Here is a 20,868-nt window from a genome sequence, read left to right on the forward strand (position 1 = left end):
CGAGCGCTACCGACTCTCGCGCGCTTCGTCGCCGTCGTCTCGGTTGCCCCAGTCACCCTCGCGACCGCCCCACTCCTCGTTCGACTCGTTTCGGTCGTTCGGTCCCTCCCAGTCGTCAGTGCCGTCCCAGTCGGCGTCGTCGGGGTCCGGCCGGTCGTCGCCGCGAGACCGCAGCGGCGCGTCGTCGGCTCTCGAGGGGTGGATGTTGAAGTTGTGCCCACGGTAGGGGTCCTCTTCGGGCTTGTAGTCGAGTTCGCTGCGCTCGAAGAGGTAGATGAAGAAGCCGAAGATGGGGATGCAGAACGTGATCGCGGCCCACTTCTTCGGGGGCTCGAGACCGACCTTCCCCGCGTCGTAGTAGGCGAACGCCGTGAGGGCGAGATGCCAGGCGAGCGGGATGCCGACGATCGCCGCCAGCAACAGGGTACTCATACGCACACTTCGGGTTCTGACTATCTAAACTCCCGGCCAAACTGGGGACTCGGGCCCGGTTCGTCGTGGGGACTCGAGTCGCCGTTTCAGTAGCTGCTAAGATGGATTCGTTCTGTAGAACGCTGATGAATCAGTTCTCGAGGAATTCATTCAGTTCACTAAACTCGTCGGGTGAGAGAATAACCTCGGTATCGAACGCGTCGAACCGTTCGAAGTCGCTGTCGATAGTCAACACAGTGTTCACCCCTTCGTCGATGGCCACCTGCGCATAGTAGCCGTCCCATCCACCGACATTTGCGTCATCCGCCAGAGAAAACCCACCCCGAACGACGGTTTCGGGCATCTCGTCGTACCACCGGATTCGTTTCGCGTCCATAAAATTCCGTAACAGTCGAGACGCGTCCGCGTTTGACCGCCCGTAGTACGTCGTCAGGACGGTGTGCGCTCCGAACAGCGCGGGATACGGAACGACGGCAGCTATGTCGCCGGTGATGGCGTCTCGGACGTAGGATAGGGCAGTCTCGCGAACGGGTGCCCCCGTGTGTGCGAGGGCAATCACTCCGACGTCGAAAAGATACGGGCCACCAGCGTCACTCATCGCTGTTTTTCTCCGCGCCTCGCCGAACAGCAGTTCTATGCTTCTGGGCGATCGGGTCGGCCCCGTCGTCGAGCGGAGTCGTCTTCCCGCGCTCCGAAGGCGTGTCCTCGACGAGTTGCTCCATGCGTTCGATAATCCGTTCGGGGTCGTCTTCGGGCTCAACAATCGCTTTATCGCCTTCTTCGCGAATATCGACTTCCGTACCGGGAGTGAGACCGAGACGCTCTCGCACCTTCTGTGGGAGGACGATTCGCCCTTTCGAATCCACCGTTACCATAATCCCACGTAGAGTGGGACCGAGTATATCGGTTTCGGTGAGACTACTGTTTCCCGCCCTCGATCTGGCTAGAGAAGTCGATCTCCACCGCCTGTCGAACTCACCTCTCGCGTATCGGTGTCCCGCGGTTCGCCTTCGACGTTCTACGTCCCAGCGCGCGCCACCGCACGTGAATCGCTCCCGGTATCCGTCGCTTCCAGTTGTTCGTATCACCCGCGCGAAAGACGAAATCCGAGACCGGCGCTCAGTTGACGTCGAACTCGATCGCCGCACCCTGACGCGACCACCTTTTGTCTCGGTCGGCTGCTACGCAGCCTCCCTCGCAAAACCTGGACCAAAAGGTCCAGTTGCCGTGGCTCAGTTGACGTCGAACTCGATCGCCGCACCCTGACCGAAGCCGACACAGAGTGTCGCCAGACCGAGGCCGCCGCCGCGCTTCTGGAGTTCGTGGATCAGCGTGACGGGGAGGCGCGCGCCGGAGGCACCCAGCGGGTGCCCGATGGCGATAGCGCCGCCGTTGACGTTGAAGATCTCGGGATCGATGCCGAGTTCGTCGCGCGAGTAGACCGACTGGCTCGCGAAGGCTTCGTTGAGTTCGACCAGATCGTACTCGTCGATATCGCGGCCGTTGCGCTCGAGCAGGCCCTCGGTCGCCGGCACCGGGCCGATCCCCATGACGGTCGGGTCGACGCCGGCGACGTTGTTCATGCCGACTTCGGCCATGATCTCGAGGTCGTGCTCCTCCGCGAAGGCTTCACTCGTGACGAGCAGCGCGGAGGCGCCGTCGGAGATCTGGGAGGCGTTGCCGGGCGTGACGGTGCCGTCGGATTTGAAGACGGTCGGCAGCTCGGCGAGCTTCTCGGCGGTCGTGCCGGGACGGATGCCCTCGTCTTCGGAGACGGTGCCGTCCTCGGTCTCGATCGGGACGATCTCGTCGTTGAAGCGGCCTTCCTCGGTCGCTTCCTCGGCGTTTTGCTGACTCTGGGCGGCGTACTCGTCCTGTTCCTCGCGGCTGACGCCGTACTCCTCGGCGACCTTCTCGGCGGTCATCCCCATCTGAAGTTCGCCGATGTTGTACATCTCGGCGAGTCGCGGGTGGACCTCCATCGTGTTCTCGCCCATCGGGACGCGGGACATGCTCTCGACGCCGCCGGCGATGACGGCGTCGCGGTTACCCGCGGCGATGGCGTCGGAGGCGGAGATGACCGCCTGCATGGAGGAGGCACACCAGCGGTTGATCGTCGTCGCCGGGACGCCCTCGCCGAGCTCCGAGAGGAGGGCGATGACGCGGGCGACGTTGTTGTCCTGTTCGCCGCGCTGCTGGGCGCAGCCCCACATCAGGTCGTCGACCTCCTCGCCGGAGAGACCAGTCTCGGCGAGGATCTCGTCGATCAGCGGCACCGAGAGGTCCTCGCTGCGGACGTCGGCGTACACGCCGTCTTCTTTCCCCTGCGGGGTTCGTACTGCCTTGACCACGACTGGCGTCTGTGACATGTCGTAGCGAACATCCCTCACGAACTTAAATCCGGTAGAACTCCTGTCCACACAGCAACTGTTTACGATGGCGACGAGGTCCCTCGACGCGGATTTGTAATGGGGGTCTCTCGCCGCCAAAGCACACACTCGAGAACAATGCTTATCCCGAGTTGCTCGCAATACGCGGCTATGGACGACGACGGACTGAACGCCGCTCGAGTCGACGCCGAACGCGAGTCGGCGTCCGACGCCGATCACGACGCCGAATCTCCCTCCGAATCGGAGTCTCGCTCCGAGACGCGCGAAACGGATCCCGACGCTACGGGTGACACCCTCGACACCGACGACGGTGCCGAAGAGGCGAGTAGCGACGGCCCGATGCCGAACGTCCCGGACCCCGAACCCGCGGAATCCGACGTCCCGGAGGACGTCCAGAAGTACGCCCGCTTTACGAAGATGGACGGCGCGCAGTACGACCGGGTCAACGAGTTCCTGCGGGACAGAACCTACATCACCGCCCGCGAGTGGGCGATCGCCCGACTCTGTTCGGACTTCCGCACCGAGACCGGCGTCGAGATGACCAAGATCGGGGAGAACCTGCCCGAACTCGTCCCCTTCATGACCGACACCTACACGCCGCAGGCGGTCAACCAGGCTCGATCCTCCTTCGAGGACAAGGTCCGGACGGCCGGTGCGACATTCCTCTACGGCGCGATGTGTGACTTCTTCACCGCCGAGGAGCTCGACGACGTCATGTACGAGTCGACCGAGGTCGCCAAGTTCTTGCTGGAAGTCGAGGGCGTCGACCTCTCCGTCGAAGACGAACTCGAGGCCGAAGAGCGAATCTCGAGTGTCATGCGCGAAGTTCGTGCGGCGAGCGAGGAGCTGCGGGAGCAGGAAGACGCGGAGTAATCGGCACCGTTCACGTCTCGGTATCGCTGATAACGGAGTGGCTGTCTACTGTTGTTCGTGTGCCAACAGTCAACCACGGCAGTAAGCCGGCCGTTCTCGTCGTGTATACCGTCCGTCTCGATGCCCATTATTCGACTTGTTCACCCTGTACGTGCCGAAGGGATTTCGGGTGCTGCCGTCTGTAGCCCACCGGTACCGAATATTGACCGGACGGGTGAAGTAGTCGTTGCACTATGATTGTTCTGCACTCAACAACTATTCGCGTGGTAACCTGACACCGATCTTCACATTCGTAGCGAATTCGATACAATTAGCGACTATCACCCAACGAAGAGTGGATGTCTACGAATACTACGGACGCGGAGAACCGCGCGGCTGAAGACGCAACTGAACACGAATCGAGCGAGAAGACGACCAACACCAACGTCACCCGACGTCGGACGCTGCAGTTTGGCAGCCTCCTCGGTGCCGGCAGTCTGCTTGGCGTGGCCGGGCTCGGAGCCGACACTGCGGCTGCGAGCTGTAACCGCCCGGATTCGATCGTTCACCTCGACTACGACGACTACGGTAGCTGGGAGGAAATCTACCGCGTGTCGAACGGCGACCGTGACAATATGACGATCGTTTCCGATCCGACGGCGTCCGGAGAGAGCGCCTTGCAACTCCGGGTCCGCGAAAACGACCACTGGGGCGTGAGTACGCACTACGACTTCGAGGACGGACTGTTCGAACTCAACGGGCGCGTCAACTTCGCGCTCAACACCAACTGGACGATGGGCGGCCGTAATGCGCCCTCGAACTGTCGGCTCTGGAACTGTGCGATCGCCCGCGGTGAAGGGAGTGCCGGCGGCGGTACCCCCGACGGAACGAACGGCTGGAGTAATCGTATGTACGTGACCGACAGAGGCACCGATCCGAACGGCCCGTTCCGCCTCCTCTCGAACACGTACCACATGGGGAACGGCGACGGAACCGGGGATCACAATTACCTCCTCGACGGCGAGGAATATGCGCGGGGATCGCCCGCGATCGAACCCGGTGTGTGGTACGAGTTCGAGTACTACGTGTGCGCGAACACGGTCACCGACGGCGAGGCGAACGCCGACGGTATCGTGCGATACTGGCTCGACGACGAACTCATCTTCGAACGTGAGGACTTCAGGTTCACGACGGACCACGCCGATAACATCATCGACACGAACGGCCCGGTCGGCCACTACGGCGGGCGATACACCGCGCCACAAACCCTCTACGCGTACTACGACGACCACTCGATGGCGCTCAACGGTGAGTTCGAGTTCGATTCGTGCTGAACCGTTCCGGCCGGCCGGAATAATTTCCGGCCGAGCGGGAGCCGTTCCTTACTGGCTCCACTCCCGGACGTCGGATTCCTCGAGGAACAGCGACGGATCGTCGTGCGAGAAGCTGACCCAGCCGTCGTCCGCCGGCGTGGCGGTCGTCACGTGAAGGAGGAGCTCCTCTGCCCGCAGCGCCGTCTCGAAGACGGCCCGCGAGTCGTCGAGATCGTATTTTAGGGGGATGAACACGGCTGTCTCCGTGTCGTCGTCGCGCTCGACCGCGAGAGCGATCCGCGGATCGGTGTCGTTCTCTGGCGGCCGGTAGTAGACGTCCGCCGTCGTGACGGTGACCTCGCTGCTCTCGATGAGCCGCTCGAGGAACTCGTACTCGTCGGGCGACACCGCCACGTCGAACCCGGTTCGTTCCTCGCCGTCGACCGGCGAGACGGCGTCGGGCTCGAGGACGACCGCGTCCCAACCGTTCTCCTGGTACTCCTCGGCGATCGCCGTCGCATCCTCGAGGACGGCCGTCCATTGCGAGTCGGTTGTGTCCGTTGTCATCGTGCTTCCTCCACGGTTGGTCGGACTCGAGTCATACTCGACCCCGACGGCACCGAGAGGAAAAACCTTGTCTCATCGCCACGATGCCGCGCCGTCGACACCTGCGGGTCGTCCACATACCGCCGGTCTAACCGGTTAGCCGTCCCGCTCGGACGGACTCAGTTGTCGCCGAGTTCTGCTGCGGAGTCGACCGTTACGGCCGATCGCTCGTCGCCCACGAGGGCGTCTTCGAGCGCCGACCGAACGATCGACGGTTCCGATGGCCCGCCCGCCGCCGCGACGGAGCCGACCGTTTCGGGATCGAACGGCACCGCGAGCGCGTCGTAGACGTCTTCGAGGACGGCCGTAAGCCCCTCGCGGTTCGAGACGAGAACACAGCCGGCGACCACCGCGGCGTCCTGACGAACGCGCTGGGCGATGCCGACGACCTTTCGGCGGCGACCGTCCGCTCCCTCGAGCGACAGCGAGTGCGTGCCGGGACAGAACGAGTCGTCGGGTTCGCCGCGAACTGGCTCGAGGGATCCGATGTCGGACTGGAGGCCTCGAAGCGCCTCCTCGACGGCGGCCGTCGCGCGCCCGTATCGGTCGTCCGTGCCCCGACGAAAGTCCGCGACCGGTTCCGCGCGGGCAAACGCGAGCGTCGTCTCGCCGTCGTACGCCACCGCTCGCCCGCCGACGTCGCGGTCGACGGGCGGGAAGCCGCGCTCACGAGCGTGCTCGCGGGCCAGTTCGTAGCCCTCGAGTCGTTGGTCCCGACGCCCGAACGCGACCTGCCGGTGGGGTGTCCAAACTCGAACGGCGGGCTCGCCGGCAGCGGCCGTCGAGAGCAGCCGCCGGCTGACGTCGCGGTCGGTCTCGATCGTCGCCGCGCGGCCGCGAAGGACTCGCATCGACACGCGGTTGGTCCCGACGGACCTAAACGCTCCCGCTGCGCAGACGGTACTGACAACTGATGGCCGTGACGCTCCCCGAGAGTCTGTTGGGACAGTACCAGCGCTTCTCGCTGTACAACTCGCCGTACCCCGCCCACGACGAGGGCTGTGCGATCGATCTCTATCCCGGGACGCTTCGGGACGGCCGCACGACCGCAGCGCCGAGTCCGGTCTCCGGCACCGTCCTCGAGACCAGAGCCGTCCGCGCGCCGCCGAAGCCATACGCGCCCGAGCACGACTATCTGATTCTGGTCGACTGCGACGGCCCCGACGATCTCGCTGGACTGACGGCCCGTATCCTTCACGTCGAGCCGTCGGTCGAGGCCGGAGAACACGTCGAACGCGGGGACTCGCTGGGAACGCTCGTCCGAGCGGGCTTTTTCGCCCCCTGGGTCGACAACCACCTCCACGTCGGCGTTCGGGGTCCCGACCAGAACCCGCATCGGGCGTCGGGATCGCTCCCGCTCGAGGTGGGCGTCGAGATTCGGCCGCTCGGATGGGACGGCACCGGGACGGTGGTTGCAACCGGCGAGACGTACGCCGTGCTCGACGCGCCGACACATCCCGACCCTGGCGAGACGTTCGTGGGGGTTCGGGCTGACGGTGGTGGGGTGCTGGATGGAGGACTCCCGCACTACGACGGTGGCGGGGTTCACGGCCGAGGCGGGGCGCTCGAGGGCGATTCGACGCCCGTCTCGCTGAACGGAGACCGACTCGGCGTCGCTCGAGGGCGAACGATCGACTGGAACGACGTGGTCGTTACGGCGAACGGCGAGCCGATCACCGGGCTTTCGCTGTTCTGCGCTCGAGACGCCGACTTCGGGGCGAAGCTGATCTGTCCGGACACGGAGTTCGAGGCCGGCGAGAAGGTTCGGGTTCGAGTTCGCTCGAGCGTCGGCGACTGATTCTACGCTCGAGTCGCCAGCGACCGCGATAGACGGTTTCCGTAGCCTGAACGCTCCGTTCGGATTCGAGCGGTCGTCGCTGCAATTCGTTCCCTCGGTCACGTCCTGAGCGGACGTACCGCCGAGGTACCTTGTCAAAGACACCCCATATCCGAGCGTTTATGCCCTGTGGACATGCATAGCACGCATGACTGGGAGTGGCACCGTCGAGCGGATTTTCATCGCACCCGAAGCCGAAGCTGAGATGCGAGAACGGACCGACGTCGAGGCGGTCGCCGGAAAGGGGCTCCGCGGCGATCGCTACTTCGGCGAGATCGAGACGGGAACCTTCGTCGAGTGGGGGCCGGGCGAGGAACGCCCCGACGGATACGACCTCACGTTGATCGAGCAGGAGGCCGTTGCGGCAATCGAACGTGAAGCGGGAATCGAACTCGCACCGGGAGAACACCGACGGAACGTCGAAACTCGTGACGTCGCACTCAATCATCTCGTCGGACACCGATTCCGAATCGGTGACGCCATCTGTCGAGGGGATCGACTGTGTGAGCCGTGTAGTCATCTTCAGCGCATCACTCAGGACGGCGTGCTGCAGGCGCTCACTCATCGAGGTGGGCTCCGAGCGGACGTGCTCGAAGACGGGATGATTCGCCCCGGCGACGTCATCGAACCACTCGAGTAACTCCAGCTCTCCGTTGGAAACGGGTCGCACTCTCGCCTATGGATCGAGATAGTCGGACTACCGGAGGGTAAGAACAGTAGTTTCAGTACCTGCTTCGTCCGTACCGAGCGCTACACGCCGGCCGCCGCTTCCCGTTCTATCGCTCTCGGTGAGCGCCGTTCCCCTCGAGGAAGACTTGATCCTCCCGAACCCGCTCCCAGTAGCGCTCGAAGACGAGCGCGGCGTCCCGTTTCTCCGGATCGGCCCAACGCTGGGGCTCGCGCTCCTCGCCGGAATCGTACTTTGTTCCGCCTGGATACTTCGCGTAGCGCATCGCCCGCGTGTACCCCATCTGGAGGTACTTTCGGGCCATGTCCATTCCGGGAAAGTCGTCGTCCTCCCGGTAGCGTTCGTACCGTTCGTAGATCGCCTCGGCGGACTCGCGGGCCGCCTCCTCGTTCTTGTACGACCACAGCGGGAGGAGTTCGCTCTTGTACGGTTCGACCTTGAACACGCCCTGCTCGCCGCGGCCGATTTCGTACTGGTCGGGGTGTGCTCGAAAGTCGACGTCGTACTCGGGGTCGGTGTCGGACACAGAGATCACCACGAGACCTGCGAGGCAGGCTCGTTCTCGTCTACGGCGCGGGAGACGGGTGAGGGCGCTGCTTGCGACGGCAGTATGAACGGTTGTCAACGGGCAAACCCTGAAGCGGAGGCGTAAAGAACGTCGGTCTGGGAGCAACGGACATGACCGAGGACATGCGAGCGATGATGGAGGAGTTCGACGACCTCGAAAGTCTGCTCCAGCACTTCATCGACGAAAACCAGGAGTTCCTCTCGTGGATCGGAACGCGCGTCGACGACGTCGGCGACGGCACGATGACGCTCGCGCTTCCCTACGACGAGAAGTTGAGCAACACGCGGCCGAACGCGCCGTCGGACGAGCGCGCGGATCTCCACGGCGGCGTCGCCGCGACGCTGATCGACACCGTCGGCGGCCTCGCGCTCCGGACGGCGATGGACGAACCGTTCGGCGCCCGAATCGCGACGATCAACCTGAACGTCAACTACCTGCGGCCCGCCGTCGGCGACCTCTCGGCGACGGCGAACGTCGTCCGTCTCGGCGGCAGCGTCGGCGTCAGCGAGATTACGGTCGAGAGCACGACGCCGGACGGCGAGACGAAGGAGGTCGCGACCGGTCAGGGCGCGTATCGGGTGTTTCGGCCCGAGTAGAGCCGTCCTCGATTTGCCTCGAGGCCGCGATTCATCGCCGATCGGCGGTTGCTGCCCTCCGGCTGTCGTAGCCGTCCGTCGAGCGCGCGCGGTCGCCCTCGGACCGAGATCGCCGCTCCAACCGGCTTAACCGGCGTTCGTATCGGGGAGGATGTTGCCGAATTCAACCGTGCTAGTAGCTCCACCTCTACTTTCTCCCGAACCGGTTCGTGCCCTTTTCCACTTCTCAGGAATCGCTGTCCCAGCTATAACCCGCTGTTTCCGAGGGCCAACTGTGACGGGGAGTCGATCGGCGCGTCGAACCGCGTTGGCGACTCCGACTGCCACGTCACGCCGGCACAGCGTGGTAACCAGCACGCGGCCTCGAGCCGCACCGCAGACCCAGACCGATGACACAAACACACGACTCCGACGACGGACCGACAGACACGACCCACTCGACCGACGTCGATCTCGAGATCGACGCCGCGTCGGAACGCGATCCGCTGTTCGCGCGGATCCCGCGACGCGACTTCATGAAAGCGGGCATGGCCGCCGGCGCGGTCGGTGCGATGGGGTCGCTAGCCGGCTGTACGAGCATCCTCGACCGCGACGGCTCGGTCTCCATCGACGACGTGGACACCGACGTTGCGCCCGGCGAACTCGACGAATACTACGCGTTCCTCTCCGGGGGCCACTCCGGCGAGGTGCGCGTCTACGGCGTGCCGTCGATGCGCCAGCTCATGCGCATCCCCGTGTTCTCGAAGGAGAGCGCCCGCGGCTACGGCTACGACGACGAGACCAGAGAGATGCTCGAGGAATCGGGCGGCTACACCTGGGGTGACGTCCATCACCCCCGCGTGAGCCAGACGGACAACGAGTACGACGGCCGGTGGCTGTTCGTCAACGACAAGGCCAACGGTCGACTGGCGCGGATCGATCTAACGTACTTCGAGACCGACGCCATCGTCGACCTGCCGAACCAGCAGGGGACCCACGGCGCCTGCGCGCTGATGCCCGACACGAAGTACATTTTCGGCGTCGGCGAGTTCCGGGTGCCGTTGCCGAACGACGGCCGCAACCTCGACGACCCCGAGGAGTACACGTCCGTACTGTCGGCGGTCGACCCCGAGACGATGAACCCCGTCTTCGACGTGCTCGTCGACGGCAACATGGACAACGCCGACTCCGGAAAGGACGGCCGGTGGTTCTTCGGGACCTGTTACAACAGCGAGGAAGCGGTCACCGAGAGCGAGATGACGCGGTCGGACACCGACTACGTGCAGGCGTTCGACATCCCCGCGATCGAGGACGCCGTCGAGAACGGCGACTACGAGGAGATCGACGGCGTCCCGGTCGTCGACGGGACGAAAGACAGTTCGCTCAACGGCGGCGACAGCCCGATCGTTCACTACATCGACGTTCCCTCGAACCCCCACGGCGTGACCGTCACGCCCGACGGCAGCTACGCGATCGCCTCCGGGAAACTCGACAACACCTGCTCGGTGATCGATATCGCTCGACTCGACGAGGTAGACGACCTGACGGACGCCATCGTCGGCCAGCCCGAACTCGGGATGGGGCCGCTACACACCCGCTACGACGACCGCGGCCACGCCTACACGTCGCTGTTCATCGACTCGCAGGTCGTCAAGTGGGACATCGAACGGGCGGTCGACTCCGAGCCGGGATCCGACGAGGCGGTCGTCGACCGGATCGACGTCCACTACAGCCCCGGCCACCTGAACACGTCTCAGTCGTACACCGCGGACCCGCGCGGGGATTGGCTGATCTCGCTGAACAAGCACTCGATGGACCGGTTCCTCCCGGTCGGTCCGACGTTCCCCGTCAACGACCAGCTGATCTACATCGGCGACGACGAGGAGGGGATGCAACTGGTCAAAGACACCCCCGGCCACCCCGAACCACACGACGCGACGATCGTCCACCGGGACAACATCGAACCCGAGACGGTCTACGACCCCGACGACCTCGAGCTAGATCAGATCGGACTCGACGAGACCGGCATCGAGCGCGAGGACGGTCGCGTCCACGTCAAGATGTACAACCAGCGGAACCACTTCGGCCACGACACGGTCACGGTCGAGGAGGGTGACGAGGTCACCATCACGACGACGAACATCGAGAGCGCCGAGAACATCGTCCACTCGCTGGCGATCCCGCAGTACGACATCAACGTCAAGACCGCTCCGCAGGAGACGCGCGAGGTGACGTTCACGGCCGACAAGCCGGGCGTCTACTGGATGTACTGTGCGTACTTCTGCAGCGCACTGCACCTCGAGATGCGCTCGCGGCTGCTCGTCGAACCGAAGGAGGACTGAGTCGCGATGGCCCGGCTTCGACGCGCGGTCGAACTGCGGCGGCTCCTCCCCGTGGTAGCGGCCGGGCTGTTGCTGATCGCCATCGCGTTCCCGATGTGGCGGATCACGCTCACCGCGCCGCAGTACGCCGGCCGAGCGCTGCCCGTCGAACTCTACGCCTACCCGCGACTCGGCGGGGAGTACGCGGAGGTACAGCTCCTCAACCACTACGTCGGGTTCTACTTCCCCGACCCGGTCTACCTCGAGCCGAACTACGAAGTCCACGAGAACGCGATCGCGGTTCCGGAGTGGTCGTTCGGCCCGCTTCCGTTCGTCCTCGCGGCCATCGGGAGCGTGTTCGTCGCGCTGGCTCCGACCGCGGAGGCGCTCGCCCGCCGGCTGCGTTACCACCTGATGGCGACGATCGTCCTCTTCGCGGGGACGCTCGCCGTCGTCCAGTACCGACTGCACCAGGCCGGTCACGCGCTCGACCCGAACGCCCCGCTTCGGGGTGTCGAGGGCTTCACGCCGCCGGTAATCGGACCCTACGAGATCGCCAATATCAGCGGCTACGCGTGGCTCGGCTCCGGCGGCTACCTGACGCTGACGGCCGTCGCCCTGCTCGCCGTCGCCTACCTCCTGCGGGACACGGACGCGACCGTCCGTGACGCGCCCGCGCTGGTCCGCTCGAGCGGCGAACGGGCTCGAGAGTATCTCCGCCGTCGACGCGGCGGGGACGACGGCGCACAGCGGGACAGCAACGGCGGCGAGGAACGGGAAATCGACCGTCCGACTGCGGCCGAGCCGACCCGATCCGAGACGGCCGACAGCGAGCGGACTCGATCCGAGACGGCCGATCGACCGCCGATCTCGAGAACCGAAAACGACCGACCCGAAACCGAGGGACACCGATCATGAGTCCACAGCTAACAGAGGGCTGGTTCGCTGCGCTCGCAGCGGCGATGTTGATCGCCTCGCTCGCCGGAGCGGGGTTCGCCGCGAGCGCCGACACCGGGTCGGCGTCGGACGCCGTCGCCGTCACGCCCGACGTGCCGGATCCTCACGGCGTCGAAGAACCCGGCGAGCCGGGCGTCGCGACGATCGACGGCGAGGCGTTCGATTCGCTCCAGAACGCCGTCGACGCTGCCGACTCCGGTGACACGATCGTCCTCGAGGGGCGGTTCGACGAGCGCGTCGTCGTCGAGACACCCAAGCTGACGCTCGAGGCGACCGATCCCGACGCCGCGCTGCTCGACGGCGGCGGCGAGGGGACGGTCCTCGAGATCGGCGCGGAAAACGTCACCGTCGACGGGCTCTGGATCCGCGACTCCGGTCTGGACCGGAGCGGCGAGCACGCCGGCGTTCGCGTCGCCGAAACGGCGGCGGGCGCGACCGTCTCGGACGTCCGAATCACCGACGTCTCCCACGGCGTCTGGATCGACGGGGCTACCGGAGTCACCGTCGAGGACTCCGTGATCGCCGGCCACGCGGACGTCACCCCGCGCACCGATCGGGGCAACGGCATCCACCTCTGGGAGGCCGACGACGCCGTCCTGCGGAACAACGCGATCACGGAGACCCGCGACGGGATCTTCTACCAGTGGGCCGAGAACGTCGTCACCGAGGACAACGTCCTGTGGAACGTCCGCTACGGCGTCCACTACATGTACTCGGACGACAACCGGCTCGAGGGCAACGTCGCCTTCGACAACGACGTCGGCTTCGCGCTGATGGTCTCGGCGGGGCTCGAGATCGTCGACAACGCGGCGATAAACAACCGCGGCTCGAGCGCCCACGGGATCCTGGTCAAGGACATCGACAGGAGCGAGATCCGGGGGAACGATGTCGTCGGCAACGGCAACGGGTTCTACGTCTACAACGCCCAGAACAACGAACTCACGGACAACCTCGTGCTGGGGAACGACCTCGGCATCTCCGTCACGGCGGGGACGAGCGGCGAACTGGTCGCCGGAAACAGCTTCGTCGACAACGACCTGCAGGCGTACGCCTCCGAGAACGTGCAGGTCGCCTGGAACGAGTCCGACCGGGGCAACTACTGGTCGGACGCCAGCGTCGTCGATCTGGACGGCGACGGCTCCAGCGAGATCCGCCACCAGCCCGCCGGCGCGGTCGAACGAATCGTCCACGAACAACCGCAGGCGGCGGTCTTCGCCGACAGCCCGGCGTTCGACGCGGTCCGGCTCGCCGAGAGCTCGTTCCCGGTCCTCGAGACCGGCGGCGTCGTCGACCACCGACCGCTCGCGGAACCGCCCCACGACGACTGGAGGGACTACTATGCAACTCACGATCACTGACGTACACAAGCGATACGGCGACGTCGTCGCCCTCGACGGTCCCTCCTTCGAGGTACCCTCGGGGTCGACGTTCGGCGTCCTCGGGACGAACGGCGCGGGAAAGACGACGCTGTTCGAACTGCTCGTCGGCCACGACCGACCCGACGGCGGCACGATCGAGGTCGGCGGACTCGACGTCGAGCGGGCGGGCCACCGCGTCCGCGAGCGCGTCGGGTTCCTGCCCGAACACACGGGTTTCCCGGCGGCGCTGACCGGACGCGAGGTCCTCTCGATCCACGCCCGCATCCGCGGGCTCGAGGACCGACACGCGCGCATCGAGGACTGCCTCGAGATCGTCGGCCTGACGGACGCGGCCGACCGCGCCGTGGAGGGCTACTCGAACGGGATGGGACGTCGACTCGGGCTCGCGGCCACGCTGCTCGCGGAGCCGCCGGTGCTCGTCCTCGACGAGCCGACGGCCGGTCTCGACCCCCGCGGCGTCGCCGCGTTCCACCGAATCATCGAACGAATCGATCGCGAAACCGACGCCACGGTCGTCCTCTCCTCGCACGTGCTGAGCGAGGTCGAACGCCTCTGTGACGAAGTCGTCGTCCTGCAGGACGGAACACTCCGCGCCGCGGGAGCCGTCGACGACCTGCGATCGAACGACGGTCGCGTGACCGTCACCGTCCGCCCCGCGAGCGAGGGCGATCGCCCCGCGCTGCTGACGGTCGTTCGACGCTACGGCGACGTTACCGACACCGGAGACGCGCTCGAGGTCGCCTGCGACCGCGAGACGGCGTTCGACCTCGTCGCCGCGCTCGGGGAGTCCCATCGAAAGCTCGTCGACCGATTCGAAGTTCGAGAGCCCGGACTCGAGGCCGCGTTCCACGAGGCGCTCGAAAACGAGGACGGCGACGAACCCGCGGAGACCGCCACCACCGAGGAGATCCCATCATGAGCCACGATCACCGACGAGACGACCGCCGATCCGCACCGTCGGATCGAGAGCTGGAACCCGACGACGGCTACGAGACGGATCCCGCTTCGAGCGCGGGCTACGAGACGGGTTCTGCCTCGAGCGTCGGCCACGCGCCAGAGTCCGGCACCTCGCTTCAACAGGTGCTCGTCGTCGCGACGACCGAGTACCGGCTGGCGGTGCGGAGCCGCTGGGCGATCGCGATCGCGGCGATCTTCGCGGCGTTCGCTCTCGGGCTGACGACGTTCAGCGGCTCGGCGGTCAGCCCCGCCGGCTTCGAACGCGTCGTGGCGAGCCTCGCCGTGCTCGCCGTCTATCTCGTTCCGCTGGTCGCGCTCGCGTTCAGCTACGACGTGATCGTCGGCCGCGAGGAGAGCGGCTGGCTCCACGCCCTGTTCGCTCTCCCGGTCTCGCGGTCGTGGATCGTCCTCGGGGCCGCCCTCGGTCGCGCGGCCGTCCTCGCGAGCGCGACGGTCGTCGGCTTCGGACTCGCCGGCGGCCTGCTCTTACTCGAGTACGGGTTCGACGGCTTCGATGCTTACGTCGGCTTCCTGCTCGGTGCGGTCGGCCTCGGGCTCGCCTTCCTCGCGCTCGGCGTCCTGCTGTCGACGTTGGCGCGGGAGAAGACTCACGCACTCGGCTTCGCGCTGCTCGCGTGGGCCTGGTTCGTGCTCGTACACGACCTGCTCGCGCTGGGCGTAGTCGCGGCGTTTCGGCTGCCCGACGCGGCTATCTCGGCCATGGTCCTCTCCAATCCGACGGGCGTCTTTCGAGCACTCGTCCTCGGCGCACTCGGCGCCGGCGGCGACGCCGGATTCGCCGCCGTGCTCGCCGAGGCGGGGCTGTCGACGGGCGTGCTGGTCGCCGCGCTGGTCGTCTGGATCGCCGCGCCGATCGCGCTCGCAGCCGTAGCCGTCAGGAGGCGACGGCTATGACGGCCGCGACCTCGAGAGCGGAACCGCTGCCGACTCGGCGGCGGGTCCTCCTCGGAGCCGGCAGCCTGGCGACCGCCGCACTCGCGGGCTGTCTCGGTGCCGGCGGGCCGGACGACGAGGCCGCCGAGCCCGTCGACCTCACCGAGGGCCAGGAGTGCGACGTCTGCGGGATGGCGATCGCGGATCACTTCGGCCCCGCCGGGCAGGTGTTCTACGCCGACGGCGAACCCGAGGATCGAGACGGCCCGGCGCGGTTCGACAGCGTCGCCGAACTCCTCGTCTTCCACGCGGAACGCGAGGCTCGAGGCTGGGAGAAACGGGCCGCGTTCGTTACGGACTACTCGAGCGTCGCGTACGACCTCCTCGAGGGCGACGAACGACTGCACATCTCGACGCACGCGGCCGCCGAGGACTTCGCGGACGCGACGGAACTCCACTACGTCGCCGACAGCGAGGTTCACGGGGCGATGGGCGAGGATTTCTTGCCGTTTTCGGATCGAGAAGAGGCCGACGCGTTCGCCGAGGAGTACGGCGGTGAGGTGCTCGAATGGGGAGACGTAGCGGGGCGGACCTAGCTCTCGAGACCGGGCGCTTCATCGGCTAACTCGTCGCTATTCCGGCACCGAGCACTGACCCAGAAGCGTCCGTGGAGGTAACAGCCGATCGCCGCGACGAGGAGGAAGTAGCCGTAGATCACCGTTTCGACGAGTGGAGGGACCGACTCGAGCATCGACTTTCCGTACAGTCTCGCCGTCGATACTGTTGCACCTGAACTGCGACACGCTTCTTAGGCGGTCGCGGTCAGTTACGTGTTCGAGACCATCCAATATCGCACGCCGAGGTAGATCATGACGATGCCGAACGTGACCGCGAACAGCGGCGAGCCGTCCATCGCCGCGTAGATCAGCGCGACCGCGTTCAGCGCGATCCCGACGACGTACATCGTCCGCATTCGTCGCTCGTTCATGCGGTCTCACCCGCGTCGTCAGCGAGGCGTTCGAGCACCCCGTCTCGAGGTCGCCGAGAGCGTCTCATACCACGCTCTTGGGACGGGGGGTAGAAAACGCTCTCACTTCGGCTCGATCGGCGATCGACGACCGGTGGCCGGAGCGCAGTCGCGTCTCGTCCGCTCACCCGTCCTCGCCACTCACTCGGCACCGAACTCGAGGCCGTCGCTGTCGACCACCTCGCCGAACAGCCAGTCGGCGTGGTCGACGGCGTACTCCTTGTGATCGTCCTCGATCGCACCGATGCAGTCTTCGACCATGAGCGGCCGAAAGTCCCGCAGCCCGGCGCTGCCGCCGGTGTGAAGCACGCAGACGTTCGCGAGGGTGCCACAGATGACGAGATCGTCGATGCCGCGGGCGTTCAGCCAGCCCTCGAGTTCGGTGTTGTAGAAGGCGTCGTAGGTGTGTTTCTCGACGACGTGATCCGCCTCCTCGACGGGGAGTTCGTCGACGATTTCGGCCTCCCACGACCCCTCGAGGACGTGTTCGCCCCACTGCTCGAACTCGTCGTAGTAGTGGGCGTCGTCGAACTGTTCGGGCGGGTGGACGTCTCGCGTGTAGACCACCGCGGCGTCGGCCCCGGCGGCCCGCTCGACGAGGTCGGCGACGGGCTCGACGACCGTCTCGCTGCCCGGCGCGTACAGCGAGCCGTCGGGGTGACAGAAGCCGTTTTGCATGTCCACGACCACGACCGCGGTGTCGGCTGGCTCGAGGTGCATAGTTAGCGTATCGTACGAACTCGCCGCTAAAAACGTTCGTGACGGGACGGCCGTCGTCGGGGACGCTATCTCGCAGACGGGGGCGAGCGAGAGCAGCGGAGTACAGCACCAACCAGCGACCTTTTTACACTCCTTTCCCTACTGCCTGTCAACGCTTCCAAATGACGGCCACACTGACGCGAACGCGATTCCTCGCCGCGCTGGTCGCGGTGTCGATGCTCGCACTGCTGTTCGTCGCGGCCAGCGGTGCAGTCCCGCTGCTGCCCGCGGGCGACTCCGCCGACCGGCCCGACGACCCCGCCACCGAAGACACCGTCGGCTACGTCGAGGGCTACTGGCACGACGACGAACTGGCCGTCGACGACCGTGACGACGCCGCCATCGAAGACGAGGACGAACTCGAGTCGGTGATCTACCGGTCGATGGCGCGCGTCGAGGAGATCCGCGGACTGACGTTCGAGGACGAGGTTCCGGTCGACGTCATCTCCCGCGAGGAGTTCCAGGAGGACCACGACGAACTGTTCGTCGAACTCTCCGCGGACGAACGGGTCCAACAGAACGTCACCTACGAGGCGCTGTTCATGGTCGACAGCGAGACCGACGCGGAGGCCGAACTCGAGAGCATGTACGGCGATAGCGTCGGCGGCTACTACGACCCAGGTGCCAACGAGGTCGTCCTCGTTTCGGATAGTCCGGAGTCGCCCGAGGTCGACGAGGTGATCCTCGGTCACGAACTGCTCCACGCGCTGCAGGACCAGCACTTCGATCTCTCGGGGTACGACCGCGAGACCATCGATCAGGATAACGCGAAGAACGGCTTGATCGAGGGCGACGCCGTGACGGTGGAGACGGAGTACGACCGCAACTGCGGGGTCGAGTGGGACTGCCTCCCGGAGACTGAGGTCCAGCCGTCCCAACCGAGCGACGTCAACTGGGGTATCTACTCGATGCTCATCCATCCCTACGACGAGGGGCCGGCATACGTCGACTTCCTGCTCGAGGCCGACGACGGCTGGTCGGCAGTCGACGCGGCCTACGACGACCCGCCACAGCATTCCGCCGAGGTGATCCACCCCGACGAAGAGCGTGAACTGGCCGACGTCAGCATCGAAGACGAGTCCGACGAGGCCTGGGAACCGTTCGAGGTCGACGGCGAGGTCGCGACCGAGACGGTGGGCGAAGCGGGAATGGTCGCGATGTTCGGCGGGAACGCGCTCGATCCAACCCAGCCGTCGGTGATCGAAGACGACGCGTTCCTCACCCCCGATTTCCGCATCGACTACGATCAGCCGTACACGGACGGCTGGGCGGGCGACCAACTCGTTACCTACGTCGATTCGGCCGCGGCGGCGAACGGAACGCCTGCGACCGAGGAGACCGGCTTCGTCTGGCAGACCGAGTGGGCCTCGAGCGAGGACGCCGAGCAGTTCGCCGACGGCTACGGCGAGTTGCTCGAGCTCAACGGTGCCGAATCCGTCGACGGCGAGGCTCTCTACGAGATCGATGATGCGTATCCCGGCGCGTACGCCGTTCAGACGGACGGCGAGACGGTGACGATCGTTCGCGCGCCGTCGGTCGACGACCTGGACGCCGTCGCGGCGGGCGTCACCGCGGACACTGACGACGCGGATAACGGAGACACGGACGACGCCGAATCCGGCGAACCGAGTGAGCTGAACGAGACGGCGGACGAGGATGACGGGGCGGCGTCCGACGACTCCATTCCCGGATTCGCCGCCCCCGGTGCGGTGATCGCCGTCGCGGTCGCCGTGCTCGCGGCTCGGCTCCGGAACTGAGCGCCGTGGGTAGTCGGCGGATGCGTTCGAGTCGCGGCGAGCGATGAACCTATGACCTCGCCGTCGAAAGAAGGGGTCGATGCAACGGGGCCACCTCGGACTCCTCGCGGTCGTCTCCCTTCTCGTGCTCTCGGGCTGTGCCCTTCCCGACTCCCCGGACCGGTTCGACACTGACCGAGAGCTCGGATACGTCGGTGGCTACGCCCACGACGACGCCTTCGAGTTCGACGACCACGACGCGCTCACCGAGGACCAACTCGAGGCCGTCAAGTACCGATCGATGGCCCGGATCGAGGTCGTTCGCGGGCTGCAGTTCGAACACGACGTCAGGCTCGAGGTGATCTCCAGAGACGAGTATCGAAGCCAGCGCGGCGCCCCCGGATCGGCGTCGCCGTTCGTCAACGAGGTCTGGCGCGGCGCGTTCATCGTCGACGGCGAGACGGACGTCAGTCAGGCGATGAACACCCTCTACGGCGGGGCCGTCCAGGGCTACTACACGAACGATCGAATCGTCATCATCACGGACGACACCGACGAGATTCGGATCAATCGTAACACGTTGGTCCACGAACTGGTCCACGCGCTGCAGGACCAACAGTTCGGGCTCGACCGGAGCGGCCAGACGATCGACGAACAGCGAGCCGAGATCGGGCTCACCGAGGGTGAAGCGGAGTACATCCCGCATCTGTACGACCAGCGCTGCGGCGAGGAGTGGCAGTGTCTCGCCGACCACGAGCGGCCGCCGGCCACCAATCTCGGCGAGACCCCGTTCAACGCCGGGCTCTTCCTCTCGATCTACGCGCCGTACTCGGAGGGGCCGCCGTTCGTCGACCACCTCCGTGATCGGGGCGGCTGGTCGGCCGTCGACGACGCCTACGACGATCGACCGGTGAGCACGAGCCAGCTGATCCACCCCGAGCGCTACCCGGACGATCGACCGGTCGACGTCGAAGTGCCGGACCGCTCGAGCGACGACTGGGAGCCGTTCACCCGCGGGAGCGAGCCCCGCACGGAGACGGTGGGCGAGGCGACGTTGTTCGCCGCCCTCTGGACTAACGACGTCGTCGACCGGTGGCTCACCGACGGGGCGACCGACCTCTCGCCGTACAACTACTCCTCCCCGGCGACCGACGGCTGGACCGGCGACACCATGCAGGTCTACCACGACGCGGACGACGAGGACCGAACCGGCCACGTCTGGTCTCTCGCCTGGGAGAGCGAGGACGACGCCGACGAGTTCGCCGACGCCTACCGAACGCTCCTCGAGAACCGCGGGGCGACGGCGGTCGAACGCGCGGACGACGTCTACCGAATCGACGACGACGAGGCGTTCGCCGGCGCCTACCGCGTGACCGTCGACGGGGACCGCGTCGAAATCGTCGGCGCGCCGACGGTCGACGAGATCGAGGCGATTCACGGATCGGGGGCGGCGTCGACGACGCTCGAGCGCCCGGTCACGGCGTCAGCGCCGGCGACGAGTGTCTCGGGGCCGATCGTCGCTGCGCGACCGTAACGCAACCGTGGGACCGGTCGACGCGGAGCGGTGGGCTCTCGAG

Annotated in this window: 23 protein-coding genes; 13 read left to right on the forward strand and 10 right to left on the reverse strand. The window is 66.0% G+C overall.

The window, feature by feature from the left end:
* Window positions 1-6: 6 nt before the first annotated feature.
* From BLT08_RS14270 to BLT08_RS14285, 4 genes are all read right to left on the reverse strand, one after another.
* Window positions 7-432 carry a PLD nuclease N-terminal domain-containing protein gene (locus BLT08_RS14270; protein WP_090308705.1) on the reverse strand — a complete coding sequence of 142 codons (426 nt, stop codon included), beginning with the start codon at window positions 430-432 and terminating at the stop codon, window positions 7-9.
* 130 nt (window positions 433-562) lie between these two features.
* Window positions 563-1,030 carry a type II toxin-antitoxin system VapC family toxin gene (locus BLT08_RS23755; protein WP_090308710.1) on the reverse strand — a complete coding sequence of 156 codons (468 nt, stop codon included), beginning with the start codon at window positions 1,028-1,030 and terminating at the stop codon, window positions 563-565.
* On the reverse strand, window positions 1,023-1,307 hold the full coding sequence (locus tag BLT08_RS14280) for an AbrB/MazE/SpoVT family DNA-binding domain-containing protein (protein ID WP_090308714.1): 285 nt from the start codon (window positions 1,305-1,307) through the stop codon (window positions 1,023-1,025). The genes BLT08_RS23755 and BLT08_RS14280 overlap by 8 nt, the downstream gene beginning before the upstream one ends.
* A 357-nt stretch (window positions 1,308-1,664) precedes the next feature.
* A complete protein-coding gene (locus tag BLT08_RS14285; protein ID WP_090308718.1) occupies window positions 1,665-2,801 on the reverse strand; it encodes a thiolase family protein in 1,137 nt (378 codons plus the stop codon).
* 171 nt (window positions 2,802-2,972) lie between these two features.
* On the opposite strand from BLT08_RS14285, the gene BLT08_RS14290 reads away from it, so the two are divergent.
* Together BLT08_RS14290 and BLT08_RS14295 are read left to right on the forward strand one after the other, a co-directional pair.
* Entirely contained in the window at window positions 2,973-3,695 is a 723-nt protein-coding gene (locus tag BLT08_RS14290; protein WP_090308724.1) for a DUF5806 family protein, read from the forward strand.
* Between the two features lie 338 nt (window positions 3,696-4,033).
* Window positions 4,034-5,008 (forward strand): hypothetical protein, encoded by a 975-nt coding sequence (locus BLT08_RS14295; protein ID WP_090308728.1) that lies wholly within the window; start codon window positions 4,034-4,036, stop codon window positions 5,006-5,008.
* A 48-nt stretch (window positions 5,009-5,056) separates the two neighbouring features.
* Here the strand turns inward: BLT08_RS14295 and BLT08_RS14300 are convergent, their stop codons facing one another.
* Both BLT08_RS14300 and BLT08_RS14305 read right to left on the reverse strand, forming a co-directional pair.
* Window positions 5,057-5,554 carry a DUF7529 family protein gene (locus tag BLT08_RS14300; protein WP_090308732.1) on the reverse strand — a complete coding sequence of 166 codons (498 nt, stop codon included), beginning with the start codon at window positions 5,552-5,554 and terminating at the stop codon, window positions 5,057-5,059.
* A 158-nt stretch (window positions 5,555-5,712) separates the two neighbouring features.
* Window positions 5,713-6,444, reverse strand: a complete 732-nt coding sequence (locus tag BLT08_RS14305; protein ID WP_090308735.1) for a lipoyl protein ligase domain-containing protein — start codon at window positions 6,442-6,444, stop codon at window positions 5,713-5,715.
* 62 nt (window positions 6,445-6,506) lie between these two features.
* On the opposite strand from BLT08_RS14305, the gene BLT08_RS14310 reads away from it, so the two are divergent.
* Together BLT08_RS14310 and BLT08_RS14315 are read left to right on the forward strand one after the other, a co-directional pair.
* The gene (locus tag BLT08_RS14310; protein ID WP_090308738.1) at window positions 6,507-7,391 is read left to right on the forward strand and encodes a DUF8155 domain-containing protein; all 885 of its coding nucleotides are present in this window, start codon (window positions 6,507-6,509) and stop codon (window positions 7,389-7,391) included.
* A gap of 187 nt (window positions 7,392-7,578) precedes the next feature.
* Window positions 7,579-8,070 (forward strand): MOSC domain-containing protein, encoded by a 492-nt coding sequence (locus BLT08_RS14315; RefSeq protein WP_090308741.1) that lies wholly within the window; start codon window positions 7,579-7,581, stop codon window positions 8,068-8,070.
* Between the two features lie 136 nt (window positions 8,071-8,206).
* On the opposite strand, the gene BLT08_RS14320 is transcribed toward BLT08_RS14315, so the two are convergent.
* Window positions 8,207-8,644: a DUF4385 domain-containing protein gene (locus BLT08_RS14320; RefSeq protein WP_090308745.1), complete on the reverse strand. Its 438-nt coding sequence runs from the start codon at window positions 8,642-8,644 to the stop codon at window positions 8,207-8,209.
* A gap of 152 nt (window positions 8,645-8,796) precedes the next feature.
* On the opposite strand from BLT08_RS14320, the gene BLT08_RS14325 reads away from it, so the two are divergent.
* The 7 genes from BLT08_RS14325 (at window position 8,797) to BLT08_RS14355 (ending at window position 16,365) form a co-directional block, all read left to right on the forward strand.
* Window positions 8,797-9,282: a PaaI family thioesterase gene (locus BLT08_RS14325; RefSeq protein ID WP_090308748.1), complete on the forward strand. Its 486-nt coding sequence runs from the start codon at window positions 8,797-8,799 to the stop codon at window positions 9,280-9,282.
* 389 nt (window positions 9,283-9,671) lie between these two features.
* A complete protein-coding gene (nosZ, locus tag BLT08_RS14330) occupies window positions 9,672-11,603 on the forward strand; it encodes a TAT-dependent nitrous-oxide reductase (RefSeq protein WP_090308750.1) in 1,932 nt (643 codons plus the stop codon).
* 6 nt (window positions 11,604-11,609) lie between these two features.
* Window positions 11,610-12,500, forward strand: coding sequence for a hypothetical protein (locus tag BLT08_RS14335; protein WP_090308754.1), 891 nt, complete (start codon window positions 11,610-11,612; stop codon window positions 12,498-12,500).
* Window positions 12,497-13,897 carry a nitrous oxide reductase family maturation protein NosD gene (gene nosD / locus BLT08_RS14340; protein WP_090308758.1) on the forward strand — a complete coding sequence of 467 codons (1,401 nt, stop codon included), beginning with the start codon at window positions 12,497-12,499 and terminating at the stop codon, window positions 13,895-13,897. Before BLT08_RS14335 ends, nosD begins: the two co-directional genes overlap by 4 nt.
* The gene (locus BLT08_RS14345; protein WP_090308763.1) at window positions 13,878-14,837 is read left to right on the forward strand and encodes an ABC transporter ATP-binding protein; all 960 of its coding nucleotides are present in this window, start codon (window positions 13,878-13,880) and stop codon (window positions 14,835-14,837) included. Before nosD ends, BLT08_RS14345 begins: the two co-directional genes overlap by 20 nt.
* A complete protein-coding gene (locus BLT08_RS14350; RefSeq protein WP_090308767.1) occupies window positions 14,834-15,790 on the forward strand; it encodes an ABC transporter permease in 957 nt (318 codons plus the stop codon). Before BLT08_RS14345 ends, BLT08_RS14350 begins: the two co-directional genes overlap by 4 nt.
* Complete coding sequence (locus BLT08_RS14355; protein WP_090308770.1) at window positions 15,787-16,365, forward strand: nitrous oxide reductase accessory protein NosL; 579 nt, start codon at window positions 15,787-15,789, stop codon at window positions 16,363-16,365. The genes BLT08_RS14350 and BLT08_RS14355 overlap by 4 nt, the downstream gene beginning before the upstream one ends.
* On the opposite strand, the gene BLT08_RS23075 is transcribed toward BLT08_RS14355, so the two are convergent.
* From BLT08_RS23075 to BLT08_RS14360, 3 genes are all read right to left on the reverse strand, one after another.
* Window positions 16,362-16,520 (reverse strand): hypothetical protein, encoded by a 159-nt coding sequence (locus tag BLT08_RS23075; protein WP_175529324.1) that lies wholly within the window; start codon window positions 16,518-16,520, stop codon window positions 16,362-16,364. The genes BLT08_RS14355 and BLT08_RS23075 overlap by 4 nt on opposite strands.
* Window positions 16,521-16,595: 75 nt before the next feature.
* Window positions 16,596-16,757, reverse strand: a complete 162-nt coding sequence (locus BLT08_RS23080) for a hypothetical protein (RefSeq protein WP_175529325.1) — start codon at window positions 16,755-16,757, stop codon at window positions 16,596-16,598.
* A 180-nt stretch (window positions 16,758-16,937) separates the two neighbouring features.
* Entirely contained in the window at window positions 16,938-17,516 is a 579-nt protein-coding gene (locus BLT08_RS14360; protein ID WP_090308773.1) for a cysteine hydrolase family protein, read from the reverse strand.
* A gap of 161 nt (window positions 17,517-17,677) precedes the next feature.
* On the opposite strand from BLT08_RS14360, the gene BLT08_RS14365 reads away from it, so the two are divergent.
* Together BLT08_RS14365 and BLT08_RS14370 are read left to right on the forward strand one after the other, a co-directional pair.
* A complete protein-coding gene (locus BLT08_RS14365) occupies window positions 17,678-19,312 on the forward strand; it encodes an Hvo_1808 family surface protein (protein ID WP_090308778.1) in 1,635 nt (544 codons plus the stop codon).
* A 79-nt stretch (window positions 19,313-19,391) separates the two neighbouring features.
* Window positions 19,392-20,825, forward strand: coding sequence for an Hvo_1808 family surface protein (locus tag BLT08_RS14370; RefSeq protein ID WP_090308781.1), 1,434 nt, complete (start codon window positions 19,392-19,394; stop codon window positions 20,823-20,825).
* The last annotated feature ends 43 nt before the right edge of the window (window positions 20,826-20,868 follow it).

Origin of the sequence: Natronorubrum texcoconense (assembly GCF_900100335.1) — an archaeon.
GTDB classification, from domain to species: domain Archaea; phylum Halobacteriota; class Halobacteria; order Halobacteriales; family Natrialbaceae; genus Natronorubrum; species Natronorubrum texcoconense.